Origin of the sequence: Paenibacillus sp. PAMC 26794 (genome assembly GCF_000316035.1) — a bacterium.
Classification (GTDB): domain Bacteria; phylum Bacillota; class Bacilli; order Paenibacillales; family Paenibacillaceae; genus Paenibacillus.
In genome coordinates this window covers 1-24,150 of sequence record NZ_ANHX01000006.1, presented here as the reverse complement: position 1 = coordinate 24,150, position 24,150 = coordinate 1, and the positions used below count along the sequence as shown (strand labels likewise).

The 24,150-nt window shown below is 41.8% G+C and carries 19 protein-coding genes and 1 pseudogene; 2 read left to right on the top strand and 18 right to left on the bottom strand.

What is annotated here, in order from left to right; all coding sequences use genetic code 11:
• Nucleotides 1-355 precede the first annotated feature (355 nt).
• The 3 genes from D829_RS0103815 to D829_RS33320 form a co-directional block, all read right to left on the bottom strand.
• The gene (locus D829_RS0103815) at nt 356-604 is read right to left on the bottom strand and encodes a hypothetical protein (RefSeq protein ID WP_017687514.1); all 249 of its coding nucleotides are present in this window, start codon (nt 602-604) and stop codon (nt 356-358) included.
• A gap of 197 nt (nt 605-801) precedes the next feature.
• Nucleotides 802-1,803, bottom strand: coding sequence for a glycoside hydrolase family 43 protein (locus D829_RS0103810; protein WP_017687513.1), 1,002 nt, complete (start codon nt 1,801-1,803; stop codon nt 802-804).
• Nucleotides 1,804-2,208: 405 nt separating this feature from the next.
• The gene (locus D829_RS33320) at nt 2,209-2,331 is read right to left on the bottom strand and encodes a maltose acetyltransferase domain-containing protein (protein ID WP_152416941.1); all 123 of its coding nucleotides are present in this window, start codon (nt 2,329-2,331) and stop codon (nt 2,209-2,211) included.
• Nucleotides 2,332-3,008: 677 nt separating this feature from the next.
• On the opposite strand from D829_RS33320, the gene D829_RS0103805 reads away from it, so the two are divergent.
• Nucleotides 3,009-3,572 (top strand): DUF4879 domain-containing protein, encoded by a 564-nt coding sequence (locus tag D829_RS0103805; RefSeq protein ID WP_017687512.1) that lies wholly within the window; start codon nt 3,009-3,011, stop codon nt 3,570-3,572.
• A 204-nt stretch (nt 3,573-3,776) separates the two neighbouring features.
• Here the strand turns inward: D829_RS0103805 and yaaA (D829_RS0103795) are convergent, their stop codons facing one another.
• The 11 genes from yaaA (D829_RS0103795) to D829_RS0103745 form a co-directional block, all read right to left on the bottom strand.
• Nucleotides 3,777-4,529 carry a peroxide stress protein YaaA gene (gene yaaA, locus D829_RS0103795; protein ID WP_017687510.1) on the bottom strand — a complete coding sequence of 251 codons (753 nt, stop codon included), beginning with the start codon at nt 4,527-4,529 and terminating at the stop codon, nt 3,777-3,779.
• A 353-nt stretch (nt 4,530-4,882) separates the two neighbouring features.
• Nucleotides 4,883-5,548 (bottom strand): hypothetical protein, encoded by a 666-nt coding sequence (locus D829_RS0103790; protein ID WP_017687509.1) that lies wholly within the window; start codon nt 5,546-5,548, stop codon nt 4,883-4,885.
• Nucleotides 5,549-5,562: 14 nt separating this feature from the next.
• A complete protein-coding gene (locus D829_RS0103785; RefSeq protein ID WP_152416940.1) occupies nt 5,563-6,054 on the bottom strand; it encodes a polymorphic toxin type 35 domain-containing protein in 492 nt (163 codons plus the stop codon).
• A gap of 82 nt (nt 6,055-6,136) precedes the next feature.
• Nucleotides 6,137-6,559, bottom strand: coding sequence for an RHS repeat-associated core domain-containing protein (locus tag D829_RS0103780; RefSeq protein ID WP_017687507.1), 423 nt, complete (start codon nt 6,557-6,559; stop codon nt 6,137-6,139).
• Between the two features lie 264 nt (nt 6,560-6,823).
• Nucleotides 6,824-7,306 (bottom strand): hypothetical protein, encoded by a 483-nt coding sequence (locus D829_RS0103775; RefSeq protein ID WP_017687506.1) that lies wholly within the window; start codon nt 7,304-7,306, stop codon nt 6,824-6,826.
• Between the two features lie 9 nt (nt 7,307-7,315).
• Entirely contained in the window at nt 7,316-12,145 is a 4,830-nt protein-coding gene (locus D829_RS30350; protein WP_017687505.1) for an RHS repeat-associated core domain-containing protein, read from the bottom strand.
• A 31-nt stretch (nt 12,146-12,176) separates the two neighbouring features.
• A complete protein-coding gene (locus D829_RS30345) occupies nt 12,177-15,470 on the bottom strand; it encodes a hypothetical protein (protein WP_017687504.1) in 3,294 nt (1,097 codons plus the stop codon).
• A gap of 313 nt (nt 15,471-15,783) precedes the next feature.
• Nucleotides 15,784-16,536 carry a peroxide stress protein YaaA gene (gene yaaA / locus D829_RS0103760; RefSeq protein WP_017687503.1) on the bottom strand — a complete coding sequence of 251 codons (753 nt, stop codon included), beginning with the start codon at nt 16,534-16,536 and terminating at the stop codon, nt 15,784-15,786.
• Nucleotides 16,537-16,750: 214 nt separating this feature from the next.
• Nucleotides 16,751-17,629 carry a prohibitin family protein gene (locus D829_RS0103755; RefSeq protein ID WP_017687502.1) on the bottom strand — a complete coding sequence of 293 codons (879 nt, stop codon included), beginning with the start codon at nt 17,627-17,629 and terminating at the stop codon, nt 16,751-16,753.
• On the bottom strand, nt 17,607-17,765 hold the full coding sequence (locus tag D829_RS33900; RefSeq protein ID WP_165789856.1) for a hypothetical protein: 159 nt from the start codon (nt 17,763-17,765) through the stop codon (nt 17,607-17,609). The genes D829_RS0103755 and D829_RS33900 overlap by 23 nt, the downstream gene beginning before the upstream one ends.
• 333 nt (nt 17,766-18,098) lie before the next feature.
• The gene (locus D829_RS0103745; protein WP_017687500.1) at nt 18,099-18,773 is read right to left on the bottom strand and encodes a hypothetical protein; all 675 of its coding nucleotides are present in this window, start codon (nt 18,771-18,773) and stop codon (nt 18,099-18,101) included.
• A 287-nt stretch (nt 18,774-19,060) separates the two neighbouring features.
• On the opposite strand from D829_RS0103745, the gene D829_RS0103740 reads away from it, so the two are divergent.
• Nucleotides 19,061-19,603 (top strand): hypothetical protein, encoded by a 543-nt coding sequence (locus D829_RS0103740; RefSeq protein ID WP_017687499.1) that lies wholly within the window; start codon nt 19,061-19,063, stop codon nt 19,601-19,603.
• 216 nt (nt 19,604-19,819) lie between these two features.
• Here D829_RS0103740 and D829_RS0103735 read toward each other — a convergent pair whose 3' ends face one another.
• From D829_RS0103735 to D829_RS0103720, 4 genes and pseudogenes are all read right to left on the bottom strand, one after another.
• Nucleotides 19,820-20,542, bottom strand: coding sequence for a restriction endonuclease (locus D829_RS0103735; RefSeq protein WP_017687498.1), 723 nt, complete (start codon nt 20,540-20,542; stop codon nt 19,820-19,822).
• Between the two features lie 407 nt (nt 20,543-20,949).
• Complete coding sequence (locus D829_RS0103730; RefSeq protein ID WP_017687497.1) at nt 20,950-21,498, bottom strand: hypothetical protein; 549 nt, start codon at nt 21,496-21,498, stop codon at nt 20,950-20,952.
• A 14-nt stretch (nt 21,499-21,512) separates the two neighbouring features.
• A complete protein-coding gene (locus tag D829_RS32315; protein WP_017687496.1) occupies nt 21,513-22,631 on the bottom strand; it encodes a WXG100 family type VII secretion target in 1,119 nt (372 codons plus the stop codon).
• Nucleotides 22,632-22,738: 107 nt separating this feature from the next.
• Nucleotides 22,739-24,150 (bottom strand): annotated as a pseudogene (locus D829_RS0103720) (bacterial surface protein); the annotation flags it as partial.

Sequence of the window (24,150 nt, the reverse complement as noted above, 5' to 3'; positions counted from 1 at the left end):
CCGCTCACGAATCTTTCACAGAGGAACTGTCGCACTTGACTTGACAAACCGTCAAAATAAAATAATCAATACAAGCCCAAACATCGGCGAATGCCGAGAGGCTATATTGAATTTATAAACAGCAAAACAACCGAAGGAGCATAGCCAGAAACTCTATCAGGAGTTCCCCTTTGCTCGAATGCCTCCCGGTTGTCCCATCAGTTGTTTTGCTGAGAATTGGAAAAGGCGAGAAGAGGAACGCCCCAGTCATATGCCGCTATTGCAGCTGTGCGTTTCATTCTCGCCCGATTTCCACAAAACAAATATATCATGTAGAAAGTCTAATGTAGGTTCATTAATCGGTCAAAAACATTCACTACATTGTATTGTTATCAAGTACTGCTTCCACTCTAAACAAAGGATTTTTTTCATCGAATCTCCTCTGAATAGCTTCTAAATCGAATTCATCCTCAACTTCAAATAGAATATAAAAATACTCACCAGCCTTAATCAAATTAGCACCAGTTATTGCTGACACCTTCGTATTGGTATGTAAATACCAGAAATCTGTGTTCTCTATATGTTTTACATGTTCTATAACTTCATCTAAGTAGGTTTGTTTCAAAATGGTCCTCTATAGAAAGAATCATTTTCTACTGTTCTACACATAGTGTCACAGTAAAAATATTTTTTATTCAGCAGAGATTTTCTCCAAGTTTGAGTGACACAACTAATCCTCCTATCAAAAAAGCAGCCCCGTCAGGAGCTGCCTCATGTTATGCCTTATCTTGTAATCTTATCTGTTTCCGCTAACCTGCCAGCTTACTCAGCACCCGGATAAGGATTGATCTTCTGGATCGTTCCGTCTTCGTTGTATTTCAGCTCGGAATATTTAACGCAGCGCTTGTGGTTGACGCCTTCCGACAGGGAGCTGTCGTGATAGAACAGATACCACTTGTCTTCAACTTGCACAATGGAGTGGTGGGTTGTCCAGCCTATAACCGGAGAGAGAATCTCGCCCTTGAACGTGAATGGTCCCATCGGGTTCTTGCCGATCGCATATACGAGCTTATGCGTGGTTCCTGTAGAGTAGGACAGGTAGTAATAGCCGTTATATTTATGCATCCATGGGCCTTCAAAATATCTCCGTTCCTCATCCCCGGCCAGAATCGGATTCCCGTCTTCATCGACAATCGATATCTCGGCAGGCTTGCCTTGGAAGGACAGCATGTCGTCGCTAAGCAGTGCAACTTGCGGTCCAAGCGCCGGCTGGTCAGGAGTCGGTCCTTCTGCATATGGCACGAAGCTGCCGGTCTGCCATTTCTCCAACTGGCCACCCCAGAGTCCGCCGAAATAGATGTATGACTGATTGTCGTCATCCACCAGTACGGCCGGATCGATGCTGAAGCTGCCTTCCATATAATTCGGCTGCGGCGTGAACGGGCCTGCCGGAGACTCTGATGTTGCCACACCCAGACGGAAGATGCCGTCATGGTCCCGTGCTGGGAAGAACAGGTAATAGGTATTGTTCTTATAAGCGGCATCCGGTGCCCAGAGCTGCTTGGAGGCCCACGGAATATCTCTCAGATGCAACGCTTCGCCGTGATCGACCACCGGGGAATCGAAGTTGTTCATCGAGAGGACATGATAGTCTTCCATTTTATACTGGTCGCCGTTATCGTTGCTCGGCTCGTCATGATCAAGGTCATGGGAAGGATAGATGTAGATTTTGCCCTCGTAGACATGGGCGGACGGGTCTGCAGTGAAGATGTGGGTTACGAGCGGCTGGTGGGGCTTAGGTTGTTGTTGTTGTTGTTGATTCATAAGGCATCTCCTTTGGTATTGGAATAATAGAATCCTTCATAATAAGCAGGGCTAACGTTCTCTGTACAGTTGCCCGAGGCGCGCAGCCCCAGGTAGATGCCGGTGAAGCCGTTGGCTGAGGCACGCGAACACGGGAGGCGCCTCATCGTCCAGCATGTAGGCATTCCCGCGCTCGGTCCAGGAATAGCGCTCAAATATCCGGCTATTACGGTAATTCATTGATTGCATCCTTAGAATTCAAAGCAAGCGTTTACAATCTCTAATGCTATTGTATAAGACCCGCTTATTCTTTCCTAGTACACATAATAAAGATCTTCCCCCGAAAAAATGTACAATTCCCGCCCATCTCATAATTCTTATATTCTACAATGAAGTGATCTTTTTTGCGTTGTCTTGTCGCACATATTATTTCTTCTCCTCTGGATCGCAACCATTATATGTCTTCACAAGTTTTTGAGCTCGTAAGCTTTTTTCTCGAAGTTCCACCGTCTCACGTTCGTAATACACTTTTCCTTTGTGTTCTTTCATTATTATTTTCCGGGAAAAATGATTTTTCTAATTATATAATAGCGAACTTTCAAGTTAAATCAACTGCCCGTTAGCTTAATGAATTAACAGGCAAAATAACAATTAGATATTAGCCTAATCGGCAATCGGACTATGTTCTTGTCCATGGCTCGGGATAAGAACTTGTACCGATTAAACAAAAAAGCCGCTAAAATAGCGACTTTAATGGGACCATATTCTTGTCCCTCGACAGCTTTTTTTGTCTTTTAAGATCTATTTTTTACAGATAATAGAATTAATTAACAAACTTGACTGTGCTGACGATTAGTTGTACTATATGTTTATATAAATGGAATATATTACAATTTAAATATTTATTTTGGAATCATCTATTTTCAAGATGGGTATCAGAGCCTATCATAGCTAAGATATCAATGCGTATAAATGAGTTTTACATTTTGTCTGCAACACATAATCATTGGCAGGCATTCATTTTACATATACATTCCTACTTCATAGAGTTTTCTAGCCTGTAGAGTTCTACCTCCTTAATTTCTTTTTCAGTAAAGAAAAAAGGGGAAGAACCATCTTTAAAAGAGAGGAGGGCAAGAGGCTTTAAGCTGCAAGCAGGTCTATTTGTCGTAACCGCATGTTTTTGTAAAAAAATACCCATAACAAGAAAGGTGGAATTTATTGCTATGAGAAAATTGATTAGTTTAGCTCTTATTCTTGTTCTAGTGCTTTCGTTTAATGTAGCTGCCTATGCAGACGGTGACGTGACTCAAGCCAAACCTATGACAAAGGAAGAAATTATTAATTCCAAAGAATTCCGTGAAGCTGTGAAAGCGGCTAAGGCTGAGTTTGAATCGCAGAAGGCTGATAATGCGGGTGGTCCAGTTCTGTTTGCGCCTGCTCCGAAAGTATCTCACATTAATGTATACGGTGTCGTATCTCCTAATGGCGGCCAAGAAATTTACGGCTTCAATAACAACCCACTCTCCACAACCAATGATCATGGTGGGGCTTGGATTCAGTGTATTACTTTCCAGGTCGGTTATGACAGCAGTCACTACGGCACACTCGCCGGCAGTACAATGACAAACAACTGGTCTGAAGCTATTGATCTGGACGGTGATCGTGTCGTAGATGCTTGGGCCTATTCTTGGGTTTATGAAGCGCCTAGTACAGGGGGACAATTTGTAGGTACGGTATATTCCATTAATATTCCAACACAGTGGACCGCTTGGATTAATGTTCGTTAACAGGAAGGATGTAATATGAATATTGGAGGAATTGGCTATCCTGGTTCTATCATGAGGAATACGGGAAGTAAGCCCAAAAGCTCATCAGCTTTAGACACGGATTTGATTCTTGATCAGACGCAGGGATAACATCCCCCTGCGTCTTTTCTCATTGTGACATTAGAGGGCGCGACTTTGTATAGGAACCTACCGTTGCACAGCAGGCTACTTTCCCTCTCCTTGTATGAAAACAAATGTGCTATCGTCGGATCGTTCTTCTGAAAAAGTGAAGTTCAACCGATCAAAGTTTCTTACGTCCTTCACCTCTGCAATCTTATGCTCTGCCATATAACGTACCATTTCACCTCTGGCCATCTTGGCCCAAGTTGCCTTTTCAACAAGCTTCCCATTGACCATTTGTCCGAATACACAAGTAATGAAACGGGTTTCCTCGCTCAGAAAAGGCAAAATATTTTTGCTATACTCTTTGGAAGCCAGATTTAGGATGTAGTTGCTTTCTGATTGAAGCTGATCTGCGAGTTTGCTACCCCAGAATTGATAGAGCGATTTGAAGCCTGGACCTTGCAACTTGCCCTGCATCTCCAACCGATAAGGGGTAACCCCATCCAAAGGCCGTAACATGCCATAAAAACCGGATAATATGCGTAAATGCTGCTGAAGATACGCCAGTTCCTCATTTTGAAAAACACCTGGAGCCATATACTGATACTGAATGCCCTCATAGGCATAGATGGCTGGTGTCAGATTTGCTTTTATATTCATATTCTGAATCCGCTCCACGTTCTGTTCGGCGATTGCATCGTTACACTTCCACATCGCTTTGAGTTCGTCATAGGATAACTCTTGAAGCAGACTCAATAGCTGTTCTGACTCGTTTATAAACTGCGGCATCTGCGCGATAGCCATAAGATCGGTATCAATCTTCATCTTTTTAGCTGGTGATATGATAATTCTCATCGTGCTGATCCATCCTTAATCTACCGTTGTTTTTGTCGTTATCCATAGTACAGGATCAATCAGCCGATTCCAATGTTAAAACATACTCGCCCCGTCACTTGTCATGGTCCTTTAAAAAGACTCAAACACGAACAAACCAGCCCGCTAATGGACTGGCTTGTTCATTACATTTTGAAACTTTAAGTTCAAAATTTATTTGTACTTTAAATAAGAATCAAGAGTTAGTTGCATCCATTGTATAACCTTTGAAACTTGTGAGTACCTGAATTTAATCAATTCGCATTCTTCTATCGACTATAGACCAACTGTGTTTTCATGCTAATCCTCTTTCAAAGAATAAATTTAGGTAGTTGTTAAATTAAATTAACAATTGAATTGTATCTTCCCTCTGTCATAAAGACGCCAGTAATTCGTTCATTAATAAACCTGATTACATCTAGTGAGTCATAATCTTCGTAACATGTATCTTCCTTATAAATAAGTTTAACATTAGCCAATCCACTCTGAATTAATAGTTTTCCTTTATCCATTTCTCCATTTTGTAAATAGTAATTTCCTAAATCAACCCAATTCATTACAAGATAATCACATGTTTTAATTGATTCATCAACAAGAGTAACAAACTTATTTTTGTTTGTAGATTCGTAATGCCATGCCATCAAATACAATATAATGGCTTTCGTTTGTGTATCACTGGAGTTTTTCTTTAATTGCATTAATTTTTCAAGTTGGAAATCATTCATTCCACCCATAAACCATTCACTGAAAAAACTTGAAAGTATTGTGAAATATGAAACATTACCATTGTACTCCATTGCCGAATCTAACAATGATATAGCTCTTTGATAATCTCCAAAAGGAGGTAATGTTTGCAATAAGACTACTCTTGCCCATGCGTCTACGTCCTGAGGAAACTTATTTAGATAGTCAAGAATTAACTTCTCTGCTTCTTCCATGGACTCTCCAGTCGACTGATTCACTAACCCATTGACAATATTCTGAATGGATAAATCATTCATCAAAATCCTCATTTCTAATTAATTTGGTTACCAAGAAGGCGAGTAGTCTTGCCCATAAAGGCATCTACATTAATTATGGTGCCGTTCTTGTCAGCAAAAAACCTAATTGTTACTTCATGACCGTTGATTTTTGTAAACATCTGGTTCGAACCTATTTTAATTTTACTAGGATCAACTTGCCCTATCTTACTAGTTACACTGTTAAAAATAGACAATCTATCTTTCCCAAGTTTCATGATCCCTTTTTTAATGTGATCCTGAGAAAACACATGGGATTCATACCGTTTAAATAAATCTGATTTGAAACTAATTTTAGCCGTTGGACTGAGAGCTCCGCCTTGGCCTTTCCCTTTCTTGGATCCGGTAGCTTTACCACCAACAAATCCCATTGCAAGTGCTGCAATATATTCTGCTTCTTGTCCTTTAATCAACGCACTTACTAACTGTTCAGTCGCCCAACTAATGTTACCTGAAGACTTAGTATAAGGGCTTTTACCCAATGCCATATCATACAAGTAATTTTACCGATTCTTATTTAAAAAAGAGTTAAAGCCGTAACATATACCTTAGCTCTTGAGTATAGTAGGGCTACGCCATATGCCCACTCGGGTCTAAATATTTCAACGGATTATTACTTACATAGGAGCACAAATTCAAACTTAATGGATCATTCAATTCTCCCTCGTACGTATCCTCACCAATGAAACGTGCCATGCCTGGATCATACCAGCGTGCTCGCAAATATTGGAGTCCTATCGTCTCATCCCAGTACTCTCCTGCATAACGAAGAACATTTGGAACCGTTTCTTCCGTTGTGAGTGATCCACCCCAGATATCATACGTATACTGGTTCAACACTTGCCCGGCATCATCCACAAGTCCGACTACATCGCCATGACCATTGAACTGGTAGTATTCCAATTCTCCAGTTTGCTTCTCCTGACGTGCCCACAGTTGACCATACAGGTCATAGATATAAGCATAGGTTAGTTCAGCTTTCCCGGACGTCACTTGGGCTTCCGCCTATAGTTGCTAATTTTAGCGGCAGCTCTAGTACGTATATATTATTTATAATTTCCAAAAAATTCCCCACTTTTTATACTGCTTCGTGTTAACTACGTTGTGTAAATTCGAGTAATCGGTACAAGTTTTTGTCCTTGGCTCGGGACACGAACATGTACCGATAAAATAAAAAAAGCCGCTAAAATAGCGACTTAATGGGAACATGTTCTTGTCCCTCGACATGAAGTGTGAAAATCTTCAAGGTCAAGTAGTTTATATTTCGATTATCATCAGTCCATCCAAGTATGACTCTATTGATGAAATATCAAGCCACGGTGATTCATACTCTCTAGTCGAATAGAAACGTAAAACTATTTCTTCCCCATCATAAGAAAGGATGAGAATAAAGTTTCTTTGCGCAGAAAACTGTCTATAGAGTACGGCTGCCCATACATCAAGAATCTTTATGGCAGTTCTGAATATTTGGATAGGTTCGTCATCAAACATATCATTTAGGTGAATATGGTTGAAATTGGCTTCAAATGCTGTTCTATCTGAAATAAACTGGTTCGGTGAAAAATGAGGCGGTAACTCAGTATTTCCTTTCTGTCTTAAAAGGATACAATCATCCCATTCAATAAAAGTAGGGAAAATAATGCTCTCAATACTTCCGAAATCAATAGAACAGTTACGATCTTGTATTTCTATGTTCTTTAATTCATCAAGGTACATTTGCATTTTGGAATTAATTATCAAAATCTCACCTCATTTTGGAATAAACGGACTTTCGCCAAGATATTTTGTTAGCCCTACGTTTAGTTTTTTTACAAATTCAGAATTTTCCAACATTTTATTTACACTTTTTGGAGCAATTTTTCCATTTGATTCTACAAATACTCCTTTTTTCGAATCAAATAGATACTTTTTATTATTCGCATCTTGATAATGAACCTGCCCAGGTCGTTGGCCAGGGTTAGGATTTTCAACATCAATTCTTGCTTTACTGCCCTGCTCTTTCCACACTGTTTTACTTGTTACCTGAGTCCCATTTGCCCCAAACATAGAGCTTTTTGTTTGGGTTGTTTGTGTTCCTTTGGTTTTAGGAACCGCACCTGGAACAAATCCCATTGCAAGTGCTGCAATATATTCTGCTTCTTTTCCTTTAATCAACGCACTAACTAACTGTTCAGTCGCCCAACTAATATTACCTGAAGACTTAGTATAAGGGCTTTTACCCAATGCCATATCATACAAGTAATTATACCGATTCTTATTTAAAAAAGAGTTGAAGCCGTAACGATCTCGAATCGTATTTTTATACAGATTATAATTTGAAGTGTTTATTTTAAAACCTTTCGCTTTAGCATCCTTCAGCATATGTCTGAGTTCTTGAGCATAGTAAGGCTCTGCCATATTACCGCTAGGATCCACATACTTTAACGGGTTATTACTGACATACGAATACAGGTTCAAACTCAACGGATCATTCAGTTCACCTTCATACGTATCCTCGCCAATAAATCGTGCCATGCCCGGATCGTACCAACGAGCTCGTAGATACTGAAGCCCTGTTATTTCATCCCAGTATTCACCAGCATAACGCAGAACATTAGGAACCGTTTCTTCCGTTGTGAGTGGTCCACCCCAGATGTCATACGTGTACTCGTTCAATACTTGACCAGCATCATCCACAAGTCCGACTACATCGCCATGACCATTGAACTGGTAGTATTCCAATTTTCCAGTTTGCTTCTCCTGACGTGCCCACAGTTGACCATACAGGTCATAGATATAAGCATAGGTTAGTTCTGCTTTCCCGGACGTCACTTGGGCTTCCGCCATGAGTTTGGCTTCTTCATCGTAGTAATAGCGGGTGGTTTGGTCGCCTTCGGTGCGTTCATACAGCAATCCATCCCCGTTATAGCTATAGGTTACTGTTTTTCCTTCCCCGGCTGCTTTAACCAACCGGTTCTGACTGTCATAGGTATATTCTGCATCTTTCAGTCCGTATACCTTACCACTTCCGGTACTGTACCGGTTGCCATTCGAATCATACGTGTATGTTTCCTGTAGCGAACCCGATTCCGTTTGGATGCGACTAAGTTCATCATAAGTAAACCGATCGCTTGTCCCATTCTGAGTACGGGACGTGATGTTTTTGTTTCCATCGTATTCATAGTCGAATTGATGAATTGATGTCGTTGCTTGGGAAACGGTGACTCCTGACAGATCATAGCCGTCAAACTGATAGCTTGTGCTAAGGCCTTTCCCAAACGATACGTTTTCAAGCAAACTGTTTGACGTATAACTAAAGGTGATTCGATCCACAGGCGTCTGGGCCGATGCTGCGAGTGCTGAAGCGCCCCCCGTTCCCGAGGTGATATCCATGGAAGTGACCCGGTTCATCGTGTCAAGTTCACCGTGTATCCGCAAGGATTGTTCGTTTGCATCAGTAAGAGTATATCCCAACCGCTGCTGGGTATTGTTTTCATATTCAAGCTGGGTTCCATCCGGGAAGGCAAGCCCACTGAGCACACCGTCCGTATCACGGTATGAATAGGTTGTTTTGCCGTGATCATCTGTCATCGATGTTCTGCGACCCATCTCGTCGTACGTATACGATACAGAGGTATCCGGTCCTTTGAACCCTGTAAGCATGTTGTCGCTGTTATACGTATACTCGGTGATTTTCCCAAGCCGATCCTGCTTTTTGATCAGATTGCTCTTTTTATCATAATAGAAGGTAGTCGCAGAACCATCCAACTTCGGCGGGGTCTGCTTGATGATCCGGCCCAGTTCATCATATTGTTTGGTCACCGTTTGCCCGTTAGCAGATACAACTTGGGTCACCTGGCCCTGATAGCTGTAAAAATATCGGCTGGTTTCTTGTTTGGGCGTGGTTGCCGTTGCGATTTGTCCGAGCGCATCGTACGTATATGTTGTGCGCTCCCCATTACCATCAATAGAAGCAGTCACGTTTCCGCTGAGGTCATATTCACTTTGCTGCAAAGGTACAAATGCGCTGTCCCGGTATTCTTCTACTGCTGTCGTGCGTCCCAGCAAGTCTTTCTTTTCACGAGTTTTATACCCTGAAGCATCCTGAACCGTTATGGTTTGACCAACAGGATCAATCGTTGTTGTATCCGTAGTTCCATCGGGATATTGGGTCTCGGTCGTTTGCCCAAACGCGTTGACCACATACCTCGTCACATTCCCCTCAGCATCTTCCGAAGCCGTCACGTTTCCTTCGCCATCATAGGCATATTTATATGTTGCGTCCGCCGTTTGCTCTTCCACGAGTAAACCTAATGGATTGTAACGCTCGAAAGTAACAATGCCGTCTGGCGATGTGCTTGTAATGATGTTAGTCGTATCATCGTATGCGGTCGTCGATTGTGTACCATCGGCATGCTTAATTTGAATTAGACGCCCTGCCTTGTCGTATTGATTCGTTTCCTGCTCTCCGGAAGCATTCGCCGTTGTCTCCAGTTCACCGGAAGGCGTATAGCTATATGACACCACAAGAGATTCTTCTTTACCAACTGCATCATGTACAACCATCGATGTCGATTCCAACAAATGCCCTGCATTAGGTTGGTAGCTGAATGTAACAGTGCTATCTTTAGCCAGCATACCGCCTTTGTCAGTTGAACTGCTGATACGTCCTTTATCATCAATTTTCACTTCCGAATCAGTGAGCAATTGTCCGCCATATCCATTTTTGGTGGAGGTCAGCAACATATGGCCTTGATTATTGTAGGTTATTTCAGTGTACCTTTCCAACGTACTGTTTACCTTGGTGGTGAATCGTACAGGTTTGATCCAGTTGTAAGGCGCTTTACCCGTTTCGTAGGAATACGTTGATTCTTGTCCTGTGCTTTGTTTCTCGGATGTCACCATGCCGTTTGTATCGTATGTGATAGACGTAGTCAGCTTCTCACTAGAACGACCACCATCACTCACCCACTCTGTCGTTTGAGTCGGAAGATTTCGTTTAGTTTGACTATCATACTGCAATGTCATGGAATAGATCACATTATCTCCAGATAGCGTATGTTCATCAGCGCGAACCAGGTCTGGCTCGGCGGCGGTACTATACGTCTTGGAGAACGCCCACGTATCCACGGTATGTGCAGCTTTTACTTTCGTTGTCCATGTGGCTGATTGTCCATAGGAGTCCAGATCTTCTCCAGAGTACTCAAAGTTAACCTTGTCCAGAACGCCTTCGCCATCCGTTGTGCTAAACTGGCTCTTGCGTTCTCTTACTTTGAATACGAAATGGGAGGAAGTTTCGCCAATCTGCTTCAGCGCCGGAATATATGCATAATCCGTTATAGCTGATGAAGGGCTTGTAATACGCGATAGCAACGCTGTATGCATCACACCTTGAGCATTTTGGTTGCTTTGCAACTCAGGTAAAAAATTGAATTTGGATTCCGGATAATAGTACGTATACGTCGTTGTCCGATCGAGAGCATCCGTGTATTCTCGCAAAATGCGAATGCCTTCGTCCTCACGTTGCGTGTACGTTGCTTTCCGATCTGTTCCGGCAAGCTGTACAGTAACCTTCAGCTTGTCATAAGCAAATGTCAGCGCCTGACCTTCACTGTTTTCAATTCTTGCAATGGCTTGGTTTCCATTCAATGTCGTATAGTGAAAATTCACGCTATTCCGGTAGCCATCTGTAATTTGCAACAGTTCTCCGACTTCATTAAATAGATAATCGTAGCCGTTTCGGATGGATAGACGATAAGTGCTAGATACGCCATTAACAGTCACGGTCGCATCTCGCTTAACGGTTAAGTCATTCCATACGTAACCTTCCAGTTCCAGGTTCGCGTTTAAGCGGTAATTGCCCACGCCTGGAATCAGAATATACTGATGATCGCCACGCTTTTCCATGAAAGGAATGTCCCAACGCCAGCCTTGCCCCAATCCAGCAGAGAGTTCTTCCTTGCGTGGCGTAACTATATTGGAATACGTCTGTGTCGTTTCGTCATATTCAACGCCCAGCTGTCCACTCGCTCTAGCGCTGTCATAGACGCGTGTCAGATCAAACGGAATGAGACCAGGTAGAGAAAGGTCAGTACTCTGAATCATCATTTCCCCTGTTGCAGTTGAGATGGATTCTGCTCCATAAGACGTCATATAAAGCGATGCGTCATCTCGGATATCTACATGGTTAAGTCCAGTTTCGTCCACGGTTGTTCCTGTACCTGGAGCATCCTCATTAAGAGCATTAATCGAGAAGTTATTTTGCTGTGATGATCCGGAAGGGCGTAGCCCCTCCATTTGAATCGGTTCGCTTATTTCTTGTGCTTCTAGCCATTTTTCAGCAGCCTCGCCGCCTGTGCGATCTGTCTGTAAAGCTTTATACAATTGGTACAGCGAGTAACCTTGATCTAGTTTTTTCTCAATCCAATCTTCTTTGATACCAAATTGCTCTTTTAAACTATGGATAGTAATGTAAGTAGCGGAAGGGAGGGAATCCCTACCTTCAGCCGCCGCTGCTGCTTGTCCTCCATATCCAAAAGAACCGAACCCACTAAGAACCAATATGACGCATAACCAAATAATCGTTATTTTCTTAAACACTCCATCACCTCAACCTAGATTTAGACAATCATTAATTAAATGGGAAAATCTTTTTCGTTCGTTTCGTTAAATTACCGTTGCGATCATACTCAAACACAATTTGATCTCCTGTAAATAGAACGACTTTAAGCAATTGATTGCCATAGCCGTACTCATAGCTATTGTCATTACGAATGTTCATCCATGCTGCTTTTATGGCTCCCTGAATCGGTTTTCCTTCTTTTTCACTTAGCTTGAGATAATAATTCTGTCCACCTTCAAGCTCCCATTCAAGAACGGTATATTGCTCACCATATACCTGTTCTTGCTCTATTGAAGCAGCTACCGGAATGCTCAATTCCTTATCTGAATACAATTCGATCCGAGGCTCAATAGAAAAATCACCTGATTCCTTTATGGCAATCCGATACTTGTCAGAGCTATACGGACTAAATCGGTAGTATACATTCCCTTGCTGAACTGTCGGAAGCGCCGTCTCTGTGTTTTCATACAAAGTCAGAAACTCCACTTCTACTTCCTTGACCGTAAAGTGCCGATAAGCACCTACAAATTTCAGCGTTTGAGCTGACACATTATGCACCTGAATGTCAGACTTTCCAGGTACAAATTGTCCTCCTGTAGCGTTCTTGCCTTCCTTAACAACAACTTGATTCTGATTCCGAATAACGTAATCATAGGTTCCTCCTTCAGAAGGAGAACCAACGAGTATAGCCTCATAAGGTGAGGTATTCGAGAACAAGAGCGTGTTATTTGGCGTCAAATTCCGCTTGATAAGTGCAGGCTCCTGACTTGAGCTGGCTGTCACAGGAGAATGATATTGAATCGTTACAGGTTCCGTAGATACTACGGTAACAACAAGCGTTGCACCTGCTGGAATATCCCATGTTGCATGACTCATACCTTCCACGAAATACAATGCTTTATTAGATTTGTCGTAGACTGTATAATCCACAACGGAATTCACTCCTGCGATTCGTTCAATTTGAGCAGGTTTTGAATCCGGATTCGTAAATACTGCGCTCTGCCCTTGGTTAACAGTGATTTCCGATTCTGGTGAAGGGACTTGATCATCTTGTCCACGGAAAACGCGGTAAATCCCACCATACGTTATGGGTTGATCCGAGATGTTGGTAACGACAACTTTTTTACCACCCAATACATACGCCTCGATCGCTGTTGCTGTTCTACTGCTTGACACTGTTCCATCTACGTTGTAAATCGTGTAATCATATACCCGTCCCGCGCTGCTGGAGGCATCATTTCGAAGCCTTTTTGAATCTGAGCTTATGTTGGTAAAGGCATAGCTCTCACCCTTGTTCAACGTCACGCGCAGATAAGCCGGTTCCTGGCTGTCCACTACAGAGAAATCATCCGTGTATTCAAATAATACAGGTGTACTTCCCCCTACAGTAACGATGGCTTCACCACCAGAAGGAATGGTAGCGAGACTTACATTGCTATTGAATTTGTCACTATGCGCTCTGCCGTCTGCCTTATACACGACAATATCAAACAGTGCACCTATTTTTTTGGCATTACTCCGTATTGGGTTGCTGAGTGAACCCCCATTGTGGAATTTGACCGATTGACCCGGTGATACGGTAATCTTACTTAGTGCTTCATTTGGTCTATCCTCTACATCAAAAATGGTGTAAATCGCCCCTATGGTTACAGGTTGAGCAGATACACCTGTAATTACTGCTTTATTTCCATAGTAAACAACTGGTTCAACCGCTGTTGCTTTTCTTGTACTTCGTTCTGTACCATCTGGATAATAGGTGACGTAATCAAAGATCCGCCCTTGGGTGGTGGACGCATCACTGTCGAGATATTCCCGATTAGTAGTGTTATTCCAAAATGTCACGCTTTCTCCCTGTTTGAGTGTTACGCGATGGTACGCAGGTTCCATGCTTTCTTCAACCGAGAAATCATCCGTATAACTAAACTCAATTGGGACTTGCCCAACTACGGTCACGACTGCGTACCCCTGTGAGCGAATGATCGGATTAGTATTTTTGTTGAATCCATCCGAATGAACGACGTTTTCTGCTGTATAAAGAACATAGTCAAAAAGGGCTCCATTGGTACTGCTGGCATTGTTTTTTATCGGATTGGCCAACGAACCATTATTACTGAAAATCATAGATTCTCCAGGATATACAGTGATTCGAGTAATTGCATCGCCACCGGCTTTTTGGACATCAAATGTCCGATAGGGCACACCATATGTTACAGGCGTTGCTGTAACCAAAGTTACAACGGCGGTTCTTCCTGCTGCTACAGTAGGTTTAGTGGTCGTATTCGTCCCTGTAGAACTTTCCGTTCCATCCGGAAGATAAACAACGTAATCATGCTTATCTTTGGTCGTTCCATCCGTTTGGAGTGCATCGGATTTGGAACTGATATTAGTGAACTGGTAGCTATCTCCCTGATATAGCGTTGTACGCGTATAGGCTGGCTCATCGCTCCATTCACCGGTATAGACTTCATAGGGAAAACCAACACTAACAGGCTGTGAGCCCGCTCCAGTAATAATGATTTCGTTCCCTCCCGCAAGTGAAGGTTTCCCAGTCGTTTCGAAATTGGAAGCTACAAGACTACCATCTTCTTTGTATGAAGCGTAATCTATCTTCCTGTCCTGAGCTGTGGAAGTATCGGCACTTAGAACTCTTGACTGTGTCCCTTCATTAAAGTATCGATAGCTCTCTCCTTTGGATAACGTAACCCTAAGCATGGCTGGGTTAGCTGATACACTGTAAGAAAATTCTGAACGGATTGTCACTGTAAACGGATTCTGACCCGTCGAGGTGATCACAGCTGTATAGCCTGATCCTACTGATAAACCGCTAGTAGAGTCCATGTTTTCGCCCATGATGCTGCCATCTGGTCTATAAATAACGTAATCGTATGCACTGCTTCTTGAGGTCGCCGCATTAGTACTTAACGATCTTGTCGCACTTCCGTTATTCGTGAACGTATAGGAATCTCCAGGACTCATGGTCAAAGTTTCGTCTGCCATGGCCATTGCTTGAGGAGAGAAATAGTCCCCGTATGTATCATCAGTAACCGTCGGTTCATCTTCCGGTTCTTCGATAACTTCGTCTACACCTTCCGGTTCTTCATAGAAATCCGGATCAATATCTTCCAGATATTCGTTGTCTGTTAAAGTTGATTCCTCCATAGGAACATCAACTTTCTCCGTGCTACTTTCAGTTGTTATTATGGCATCCGATTGATTCGAAAGCGCATAACCGCTAGTCGGATAGATGGTTCCAATCAACAACAAAGCCATCAGAAAAACAATAAAACCTTTTCTTAAACTCATGGAATTTTTATTCCTCCTTTATGTTTTTTCTCCATTTCCTCCCTCAACAGATGTATAAATGGAGCCTAATAAATCATTATCGTCATTTTCCTTATTTTAGGACATAGTAAATTAGTCCCTAAATTCAGGGACTTTTTTCCTTTTATATCTCAGATAACAATTTAAAATATAACCTGTCATTATCCTGATACAAAATAGATTCCTATTTTGATTAGGACTTAGATTTAATATCTGAAAAATAAAAAAGCCGCCAGTTGGCGACTTTAATTGAATCAAATAGTTATCATTCTGGTACATGATCAGCGCACAGCAGCTACTGTACCTCTGCTTGTATAAAAACAAACGTACTCTCGTCGGATCGTTCTTCTGAAAAAGCGAAATTCAACCGATCAAAGTTTCTTACGTCCTTCACCTCTGCAATCTTATGCTCTGCCATATAACGTACCATTTCACCTCTGGCCATTTTAGCCCAGGTTGCCTTTTCAACAAGCTTCCCATTGACCATTTGTCCGAATACACAAGTAATGAACCGGGATTCCTCTCTCAGAAAAGGCGTGATATTTTTACTATACTCTTTGGAAGCCAGATTCAGAATGCAGTTGCTTTCTGATTGAAGCTGATCTGCGAGTTTGCTGCCCCAGAATTGATAGAGCGATTTGAAGCCTGGACCTTGCAGCTTGCCCTGCATCTCCAACCGATAAGGGGTAACCCCATCCAAAGGCCGCAACATGCCATAAAAACCGGATAATATACGTAAATGCTGCTGAAGATACTCTAATTCCTCATTTTGAAAAACACCCGGAGCCATATATTGATACTGAATGCCCTCATAGGCATAGATGGCTGGTGTAAGATTTGCCTTTATATTCATATTCCGAATCCGCTCCACGTTCTGTTCGGCGATTGCATCGTTACACTTCCACATCGCTTTGAGTTCGTCATAGGATAACTCTTGAAGCAGACTCAATAGCTGTTCTGACTCGTTTATAAACTGCGGCATCTGTGCGATAGCCATAAGATCGGTATCAATCTTCATCTTTTTAGCTGGTGATATAATAATTCTCATCGTGCTAATCCATCCTTAATCTACCGTTGTTTTTGTCGTTATCCATTGTACAGGATTGGACAGGTGAATCCAATGCCATGGCTTAACTAAATCCCTCATAGTACCTTTGAAAAGACTCAAAATGAACAAGTCAGCCCACGATTGGACCGGCTTGTTCATTAGAATTCAACACATTAAATTGGTGAGAAAGCAAGGCGTGCATTTCAAACCGCGATTAGGGAGATACGCTCCCCGCGCCGCTATTTTGCTCTGTTTTTGTAGTCGGCAATTGAATCATTGGCGTATTTGACCCACTTACATATGGAAGGGCTCCATCCCATTTCTTGATGGTTTCATATTCAACGAGTTGACTCGATAATGATTGTTGAAGCTCTTTGTTTGCTTTAGCTTGACCTTCTGCTTCGATCAATAGTTTGTCTGCATTACCTTTCGCTTCCACACGCTTACGATCTGCTTCTTTTTTGGCGATCTCAAGTTCAGTCGTTTTACGTTCCAGTTCTTGAGAAGCTTCAACACGCTTATCTATTGCTTCCTGAGTCTTAGCGTCAGGTTGAGGAACACCTACAGTAACGTTGGATACAATAAAACCTAAATCTTTAACGTCATCAGAAAAACGCTGTTGGACGTCCACTCCTGCTTCGGATGACTTTTCACCATACACATCAATGACTGTAAACTTGGAGATACCTTTACGAGCTGCGTCACGGAAACGTGTTTTGAGATATGTATCCTCAATTTCTTGAATGCTAATTGGCCCAAATGTATTGAATATAGAAGATACTTTACTTGGTTCTACTTGGTAGTTGTAGGCAAAATCGATTGTGATATTTTTCCCGTCAGAAGTAGCGATCTGAATATCTCTGTATTCAACCGTTTGAATTCGGATCGGATATTTCGTCACTTTATCAAACGCTCCAACGAGTTTCCACCCTTGACTCAGTGTACTATCCTTTACGCCTCCATTTGGTGAATAAACGACCCCAACATATCCATTAGGAATTCGTGTTAAAAAGAAGGTCACCATTAGCACTCCCACTATAATAACTAATGCAACCGCAATTGCCCCTACTCTAAACGTCTTTGAATTTTTCATCACCATTCTCCTCTTGTTTGAATTTATTGTATTTCTTCAAAATTCTACTACCTATTTTATTGAATAGCGGGAACATTAATGACCATAGAATAAATGCTAGGATAAAAATTAAAATGATTCCCCCAATAAATGGCATATCCGTCCTCCCCTCTATGGATGTAACCGAGTACAAATTTATAAACAACTAATTATATCCTCCTTTATATATACTTTGTAAATTCGTATTCGGTTTCAAGGATATTCAGCGCTTGAACTTAACTACTATTAGGTTAAGTAGTGAAGAAAATGGTGAGTGAGTGCCGTCCAGCACCAGTTATTCTATATTATCGAAAAAGATACCATCTCGCTCACGTTGAAGATGACGTTTTCACCTATTCTTGGACCTGATATACGTGCTGGAAAATCTCTTATACTTATAAATCGTTCTCAGAGGAAATGTCGTATTGGGTTTGACAATCTCTAAAGTAATTTATAACACTCCGTTCAAGCCACCGAATAACCACCCTAGAACATTAAAATATATCATGATGAAAGACAACACTATAGATATTGGTAGAATAATCAAAAATTTAAGTCTGCTCGTAGGAACAATAAATAGTAAAACAATGACCATGATTAGATATATTCCCATAAGTATGGGGATCAAATAGTAATGAGTATGCTCTGGCAAGTAAGCGTCGCGCAATTGATACCCTTCGGACAGTAGAGCTGTGATTGGAAGGGATAAAACTAGACTAGGTACCAATCCATTGCCGCGTGCATACCACATCACATAAGCACACACCGGAGATACTACTGCACACATCCCCCAAAAAACAATTTCTCTCATTGGAACAAAATGCAGGAAAAACACGGTGTATAGATAATAAACAGTTAGCAGTGACACAAAAAAGAAACATATCTTAACTGCTGCTAATTTAGGCGAATGACTAAAAACTGATATGAGTATGGCAACAAAAATCCAAATACCCAGACGCCCACCAATCGCGTCAAATATGGGGTGAATCCCCTGAGCATCCACAAGCTTTGCCGCTAAACCTAAAATCACCCCGATCGTTATCGCACTTACAATTGAAAAAACTTTTTGTTTAGTAGTTGATTGGTTTTCAACTCTAATTTGAGTTAACTCATTATGTATTCCCACTGCAATCCTCCAACTTCCATAATTCCTATATATTCTAACACAATCGGTTTGATGTTTTTTCAATGTTCCCCTTTTTATGAGATTTGGAAATAGATAGAATGGTTCTATAATCCACTCATAACGGCTCCTAGTCCTTACTGAACAGAAGCTCCTACATTGTCACATGAGTCCTTATATCTAAATCACTTTATAGATTCGTCAGTATTCTATTACCTAACATACAAAAGGACTTGAACCAGATTATAATCCATCCGAGCAAGCCGCTAAAAATCTTCAGGACAAGCTTTTTGAAAGTGCATGCACCATCACCGTTTCTATCCAAACCCGGAGATACAGGTACATTTGATTACGGCGGACAATTAAAATTGTTAAAAACTGTCCCTCTGAAGCAAAGTATTGAATTCGGCCCATTAACTATTCATATGATGGATGCTCAATTATTAGAGGCTAGTAATATTCCAGATGATACCCGTAAAAACATTTCTATTCTGAATCAAGAAGATATCGGTCCTGATATGACGTATATCAAAATCATCTACAGTGTCGAAAATACAACGGATCAAAATATCGGATTTTACGGTTTGAATTCCATTCACCCAAACACGGGTAAACCTATCTCAGCAGATCGTAATTTCATGAGAAAACCCTATGTATATCATCAATATGACGGCGTAGTCATGGATAATATGGGCTATGGTTTAGTCTATACAGATGATCCCGACAAGCTGGAATCCATTGAATTGGTTTTCAACAGAATCTATGACTATGATACTGGAGAAACCATTGTAGAGCCGACTTCATTGAATATCCCTTTCACGGTCCAGAAGTAATATCAACTCAACTCCATCGCTCAATAAGAGATACATTTCATTTTGTAAGATAAAACTCACTCTTAAAGTAAAAAAGCCAAAAATAGCATCCAGGGATGCCCACATCGGTAGATGCTATTTTTGGTTTAACTTCAAATTTAAACATAATGATGTAATGTTGAAGTCCTTTACTATACTTCAATACGTCTCTTTGTTGTAAACTCTGGCTCTCTATAATCATTTCATTGGTGCAGTGTGACGACATTTAGGGAAACTACTGCATCCAAAAAAGTCCCCTCTTGAACCAGAACGTTTAACAAGACTATTCCCACATTTTGGACAAGTGTTCTCCTGTATATGTATTTCAGAAGAAACCTCTGTTGTAACAACTTCCTGAACTCTCATGGCTAACGCCATCTCAATTAAAGTCTCTCTGTTTATTAATCTCACTTTATTGGACTTTGCAAGTTCATACGCAGCTGAAGTGTAATCACTATTGGAAACAACCCATGCTTCATCCGTTCCATAATACGCAATAGAGGACTGTGCTTCTTGGACCGCCTTGATCCCTACATTTTTACTGTAGCGCTTCGCTTGAACTGCAATTCGCTTTCCCTCTTTGACTAAGATTAAGTCAGCTCCAAAATCACCAATTGCTTTCGTAACTTCGGCCTTATAGCCTTGGGAACGAAAAAGATGCCCAAGATACTGTTCAAATTGGAATCCATCCATTTGATCAATCTCTGCTATTCCCGACCTCTTTAAACGCTTCATTCGTTTACGTTGAAGACTAAGCATCAATGAAACCACACCTATAACTCCAAGAACTCCAACACATATTGAAGCTTTCAAAGAAGTTGTTAATAAATATGTACCCGCAGTGCCTCCCAGTATAACCAAGCCAGCTAGTCCCTGAAATAGTTCTTCTTCCTGTTTCGCCTTACTTTTTCTTCTTGCCATATTTCTTCCTCCCAGCCTACTCTATACGTCCCTTGAAACAGGAAACAGCTAGATTACTTACTAAATATTCTCATTTATAATTCATCTTCAGATTTCCACAAAAATCATATTTTGATAAATGTATAATATTTCTATGACGTATTCCTTTCCTTGAACAGCTTCAATTGTTTAGAAAATTCGGGATGCTCACCACTTAATAGAGCATCCCGTATATCAGATGCACCATCTCACATTCTTCATTTGTTCTTTTACAGATCTAATCCTCAAAGAAGGCTCGCTTTCGCAGTTCTTTCATCCAGAAGTGAATTTCTCCATTTATCTGCTTCAGTTCTAAGACCCTATATTCGGGTTAGGAGTTTTGTAATGCGTAACGATGAGTTAATTGGGAAACGAACCATACAACCCGATCAGGGGGCAGTGAACGTTGCTGTATTGGTTGAAGCAATGATCCCTTCCTCCAAATCTTTCCTTTTATTTTTTGGAATATCATAGAATATATAACCCACAATCTCATTATCACCATTTAGTAGCAATTTAACATTTGGTAAAACTATTATTTTTACAGTTTGGCAACTTTCTTCAAGTAAAAGAAAGAGCTTATCATCACCGTACATGACTGTAAAATCATCTTTTGAATCAATTATCTTTTTACTCTTCCACAAATTAATATCGATAATTGGATTACCTATACATTTAGGTATACTACTAAAATCTGTCCGTTCTTTTGAATAACATTCAATATTATTAATAGATACTATCGTAATACCAAATATTTTTTTAGATTCGCTGTTCACTTTAATTTCTATGAAAGATGATTTTTTATTAAAAATTCTATAATAAAATAGCTCTTTTGATGTAATATCATTCAATGGATACTCAACGGTTACAGGTACATAAAAGTCTGTTTCCAAATAAGATTGTATCTCTTCTTTTAATATTTCTTTTAATTTCAACATCTTCTTCCTCCCTGTTAAGGAATATAAAGGCCATGTTTAATCACTGGTAATTGCCCAGCTTCCCTAGACGGACTAAATATTAATTCCCAATTTCCAACTATTACTGGTTCATTAAACTTGTAGCCCTTTGCAGCGGCTTCTTTTACAGCTGATTGGAAGCTTCTTATTAATTGTTGTTCAGTTAACTTTTGACCATGCGATAGAGTCCTAGTTGAATATTCTACCATATGTTTAGTAGCATTCGGATTTACCCAATACCTCTCCCCATTTACATTTATTTCGAAAGATTTAGGAATATTTGTACCTGGATTATTAGGCTGAGTTGCTTTGATATCATCCCAAACAATTCCTGTTTTACCCGTCCCATCGATACTCTTACTTGACTTTTCTCTCTTCACCTTCGCATCCCGAATTGTTTGCTTCACCTTGTCCAGTGCTGCACTGGTCCCACGTCCTTTGTATGGACCTTTGCTGCCTTTCGCGCTTCCAACGACCAGCCCAATCCCGCCTAAGATTTGGCTCCATTTCAGGGATGCGATCATCATCTTGGCGTAAGAGTCCGTGACAGGCTCTCCCGTAAACGGGTTCACCCTCAGCTCCAGCGCTTCAATCTGTAACTGGATCAGATCCTGATCTGGAGGCTCGACTGGGCCCATGCCCTGACTCAAGCTACTCTTATCCAGTTTACCCTTGTCCTTCTCGTACGCCTGCAGGGCAGCCTGGTCCGTCACACCTTTTTCGTTCACAGGCAACCACATATGCCACTGCGAATTATACGCCATCCGGTATCCCTTATCGTCAGGGCTGTTTGCTGCTTTCAGCCCAATCGACATTGTAGCTATGGTTCCTGCCACTGCTGCCCCGCTCATCTCATCTGCCTGCTGAAAACGGACACCAATGTCTCGAAGTTCCTTCGCAATGTGGGTCAAATGCTCCAGCGTTTCGATCATGCGGGGCTGGGTTTCTTCAAATCGTTCTAAAAACCGTTCTCGCACCATCCCGGACCACATCGATTCCATCCAGCGGATCAATCGAACGAGTTCCTCGTGTGTATCTCCCATTTGCGCGCGAGTCCGTTCAACCTCTCGTGAGGCTTGAAACAAACGCTCCGGGGTTACTTGGATTCTACTCATCGCGTTCTCCATCTGTCCAATGCCGGACTCTATTTCTTGCTTATCTCAACCTATTGTGTTCTAAACGTTTGGCATATTTCGTGCTTGTTTTAGCTGTACGTTCTCGCTTAATGCGGCACCTGTGCACTGAAATCATCTCTGCTGGAACGGTCGGCATGGTAGAACACCACATCTCCATCCCTTAAAGTGAACGAGTTGCCGTAGCTATCCTCGACTTGACGCTGAAATCCTTCCAGCAACCATTGGTTCATCAGCGGTGCATGGATATATTGCAGATGCGGAGCCCCCAGATTCCCTTCCTGGATCGATTCCAAGTTAAAGTTGACCACGATATAACCATTTTTCATGAAGATCGGTGACTTTGCATCCAAACCACCATGGGTACGCCCATAATCGGCCAGATTGGTTCCTGCTTGAACCACGTAAGGCTCGGCGGGTAGACTATACTCTCCATACCACTGCTGAATGGCAGCATTCGCACGAAGTACATCCGCACTTGCATTAGTCGGAATATTGGTTTTGGGTCCGATAAACGTACGTAATTGCTCCGGCATCAGAAGCAGACTGTATCCGCCTACAGGGGTTTTCATCTTCGTAAATTTATCCCGGTAATACTCCTGATACATCCGTTCACTCATCATCCCTGGATGAATTTCACCATAGCGATTATATTTGTAGGTCGCCGTATCTCGTAGCTGTTCCGAAGGTACTTGACGTAACCGATCATTGAGAATGACAAACCGCTTGACTTGATCCTCTGCTGAACCAATTCGAATAAAACTTCGCTGGTTTGTCGAGTAATACAGATCTACCGGTACACGTGTTTTCCCGTCTTTACTGACAAAATCAAAGGTCGGAGTCAGACGAATGCCGTCTCTGGGCCCGAACATATTGCCCTTGGTTTTGAAATCAAACTTAAAGTGATATCCCGTCTTCACAGCCACATTCTGATACCCTTGCAGCGGATGACTGCCTGGGCGAATCGGTACAGTGAACTGTGGTTTGTTCCCTCGTTTGTCACCATCAATTCCCTGCGTTCCTGTCCAGTAGCTGATCCAGGTTGGGGCAATGCTGCCCTTAAACCGCCGGAAAACAAGCTCCCAGTTGTAATCTGCAATGTCCGTGATTTCAAAGTCGTATAACCTCCCAATGACCTCCACAGATACTTCGTCGCTGGCCAGATGATAGGTTAGATCTGTGTTGGCGTCGGGTTGGGCATTGCTTCTGGACATTGATTCAAAATCGGCAGGTGCATTCTCAGCGATATTGCGGAACTCCACCTGGTAATCTCCCTCATCTATCCATACTGGCAGATAAAAAGTCGTATCGAGCACCTCCACCGGAATATCGATCCAGGTACTCTTTGGATAAAACTGTGTCCGGTCGGCACTGTACACGTCGAACGGAAACCGCACCTGTTTATTTCGATAATATTTGGCATAGTCCCGGTCCCCATATCCCGGATACGAGTTGACATCCAGATGTTGTCCGCTCGTGGGGATACGGACTGTGAACGGCC

Bases quoted from the DNA above. Each gene is read 5' to 3' on its own strand.
- D829_RS0103810 (WP_017687513.1), bottom strand. From the start codon at position 1,803: ATGAATCAACAACAACAACAACAACCTAAGCCCCACCAGCCGCTCGTA.
- D829_RS33320 (WP_152416941.1), bottom strand. From the start codon at position 2,331: ATGAAAGAACACAAAGGAAAAGTGTATTACGAACGTGAGACGGTGGAA.
- D829_RS0103805 (WP_017687512.1), top strand. From the start codon at position 3,009: ATGAGAAAATTGATTAGTTTAGCTCTTATTCTTGTTCTAGTGCTTTCG.
- yaaA (WP_017687510.1), bottom strand. From the start codon at position 4,529: ATGAGAATTATCATATCACCAGCTAAAAAGATGAAGATTGATACCGAT.
- D829_RS0103790 (WP_017687509.1), bottom strand. From the start codon at position 5,548: ATGAATGATTTATCCATTCAGAATATTGTCAATGGGTTAGTGAATCAG.
- D829_RS0103785 (WP_152416940.1), bottom strand. From the start codon at position 6,054: ATGGCATTGGGTAAAAGCCCTTATACTAAGTCTTCAGGTAACATTAGT.
- D829_RS30345 (WP_017687504.1), bottom strand. From the start codon at position 15,470: ATGAGTTTAAGAAAAGGTTTTATTGTTTTTCTGATGGCTTTGTTGTTG.
- yaaA (WP_017687503.1), bottom strand. From the start codon at position 16,536: ATGAGAATTATTATATCACCAGCTAAAAAGATGAAGATTGATACCGAT.
- D829_RS0103755 (WP_017687502.1), bottom strand. From the start codon at position 17,629: ATGAAAAATTCAAAGACGTTTAGAGTAGGGGCAATTGCGGTTGCATTA.
- D829_RS33900 (WP_165789856.1), bottom strand. From the start codon at position 17,765: ATGCCATTTATTGGGGGAATCATTTTAATTTTTATCCTAGCATTTATT.
- D829_RS0103735 (WP_017687498.1), bottom strand. From the start codon at position 20,542: ATGGCAAGAAGAAAAAGTAAGGCGAAACAGGAAGAAGAACTATTTCAG.
- D829_RS0103730 (WP_017687497.1), bottom strand. From the start codon at position 21,498: ATGTTGAAATTAAAAGAAATATTAAAAGAAGAGATACAATCTTATTTG.
- D829_RS32315 (WP_017687496.1), bottom strand. From the start codon at position 22,631: ATGAGTAGAATCCAAGTAACCCCGGAGCGTTTGTTTCAAGCCTCACGA.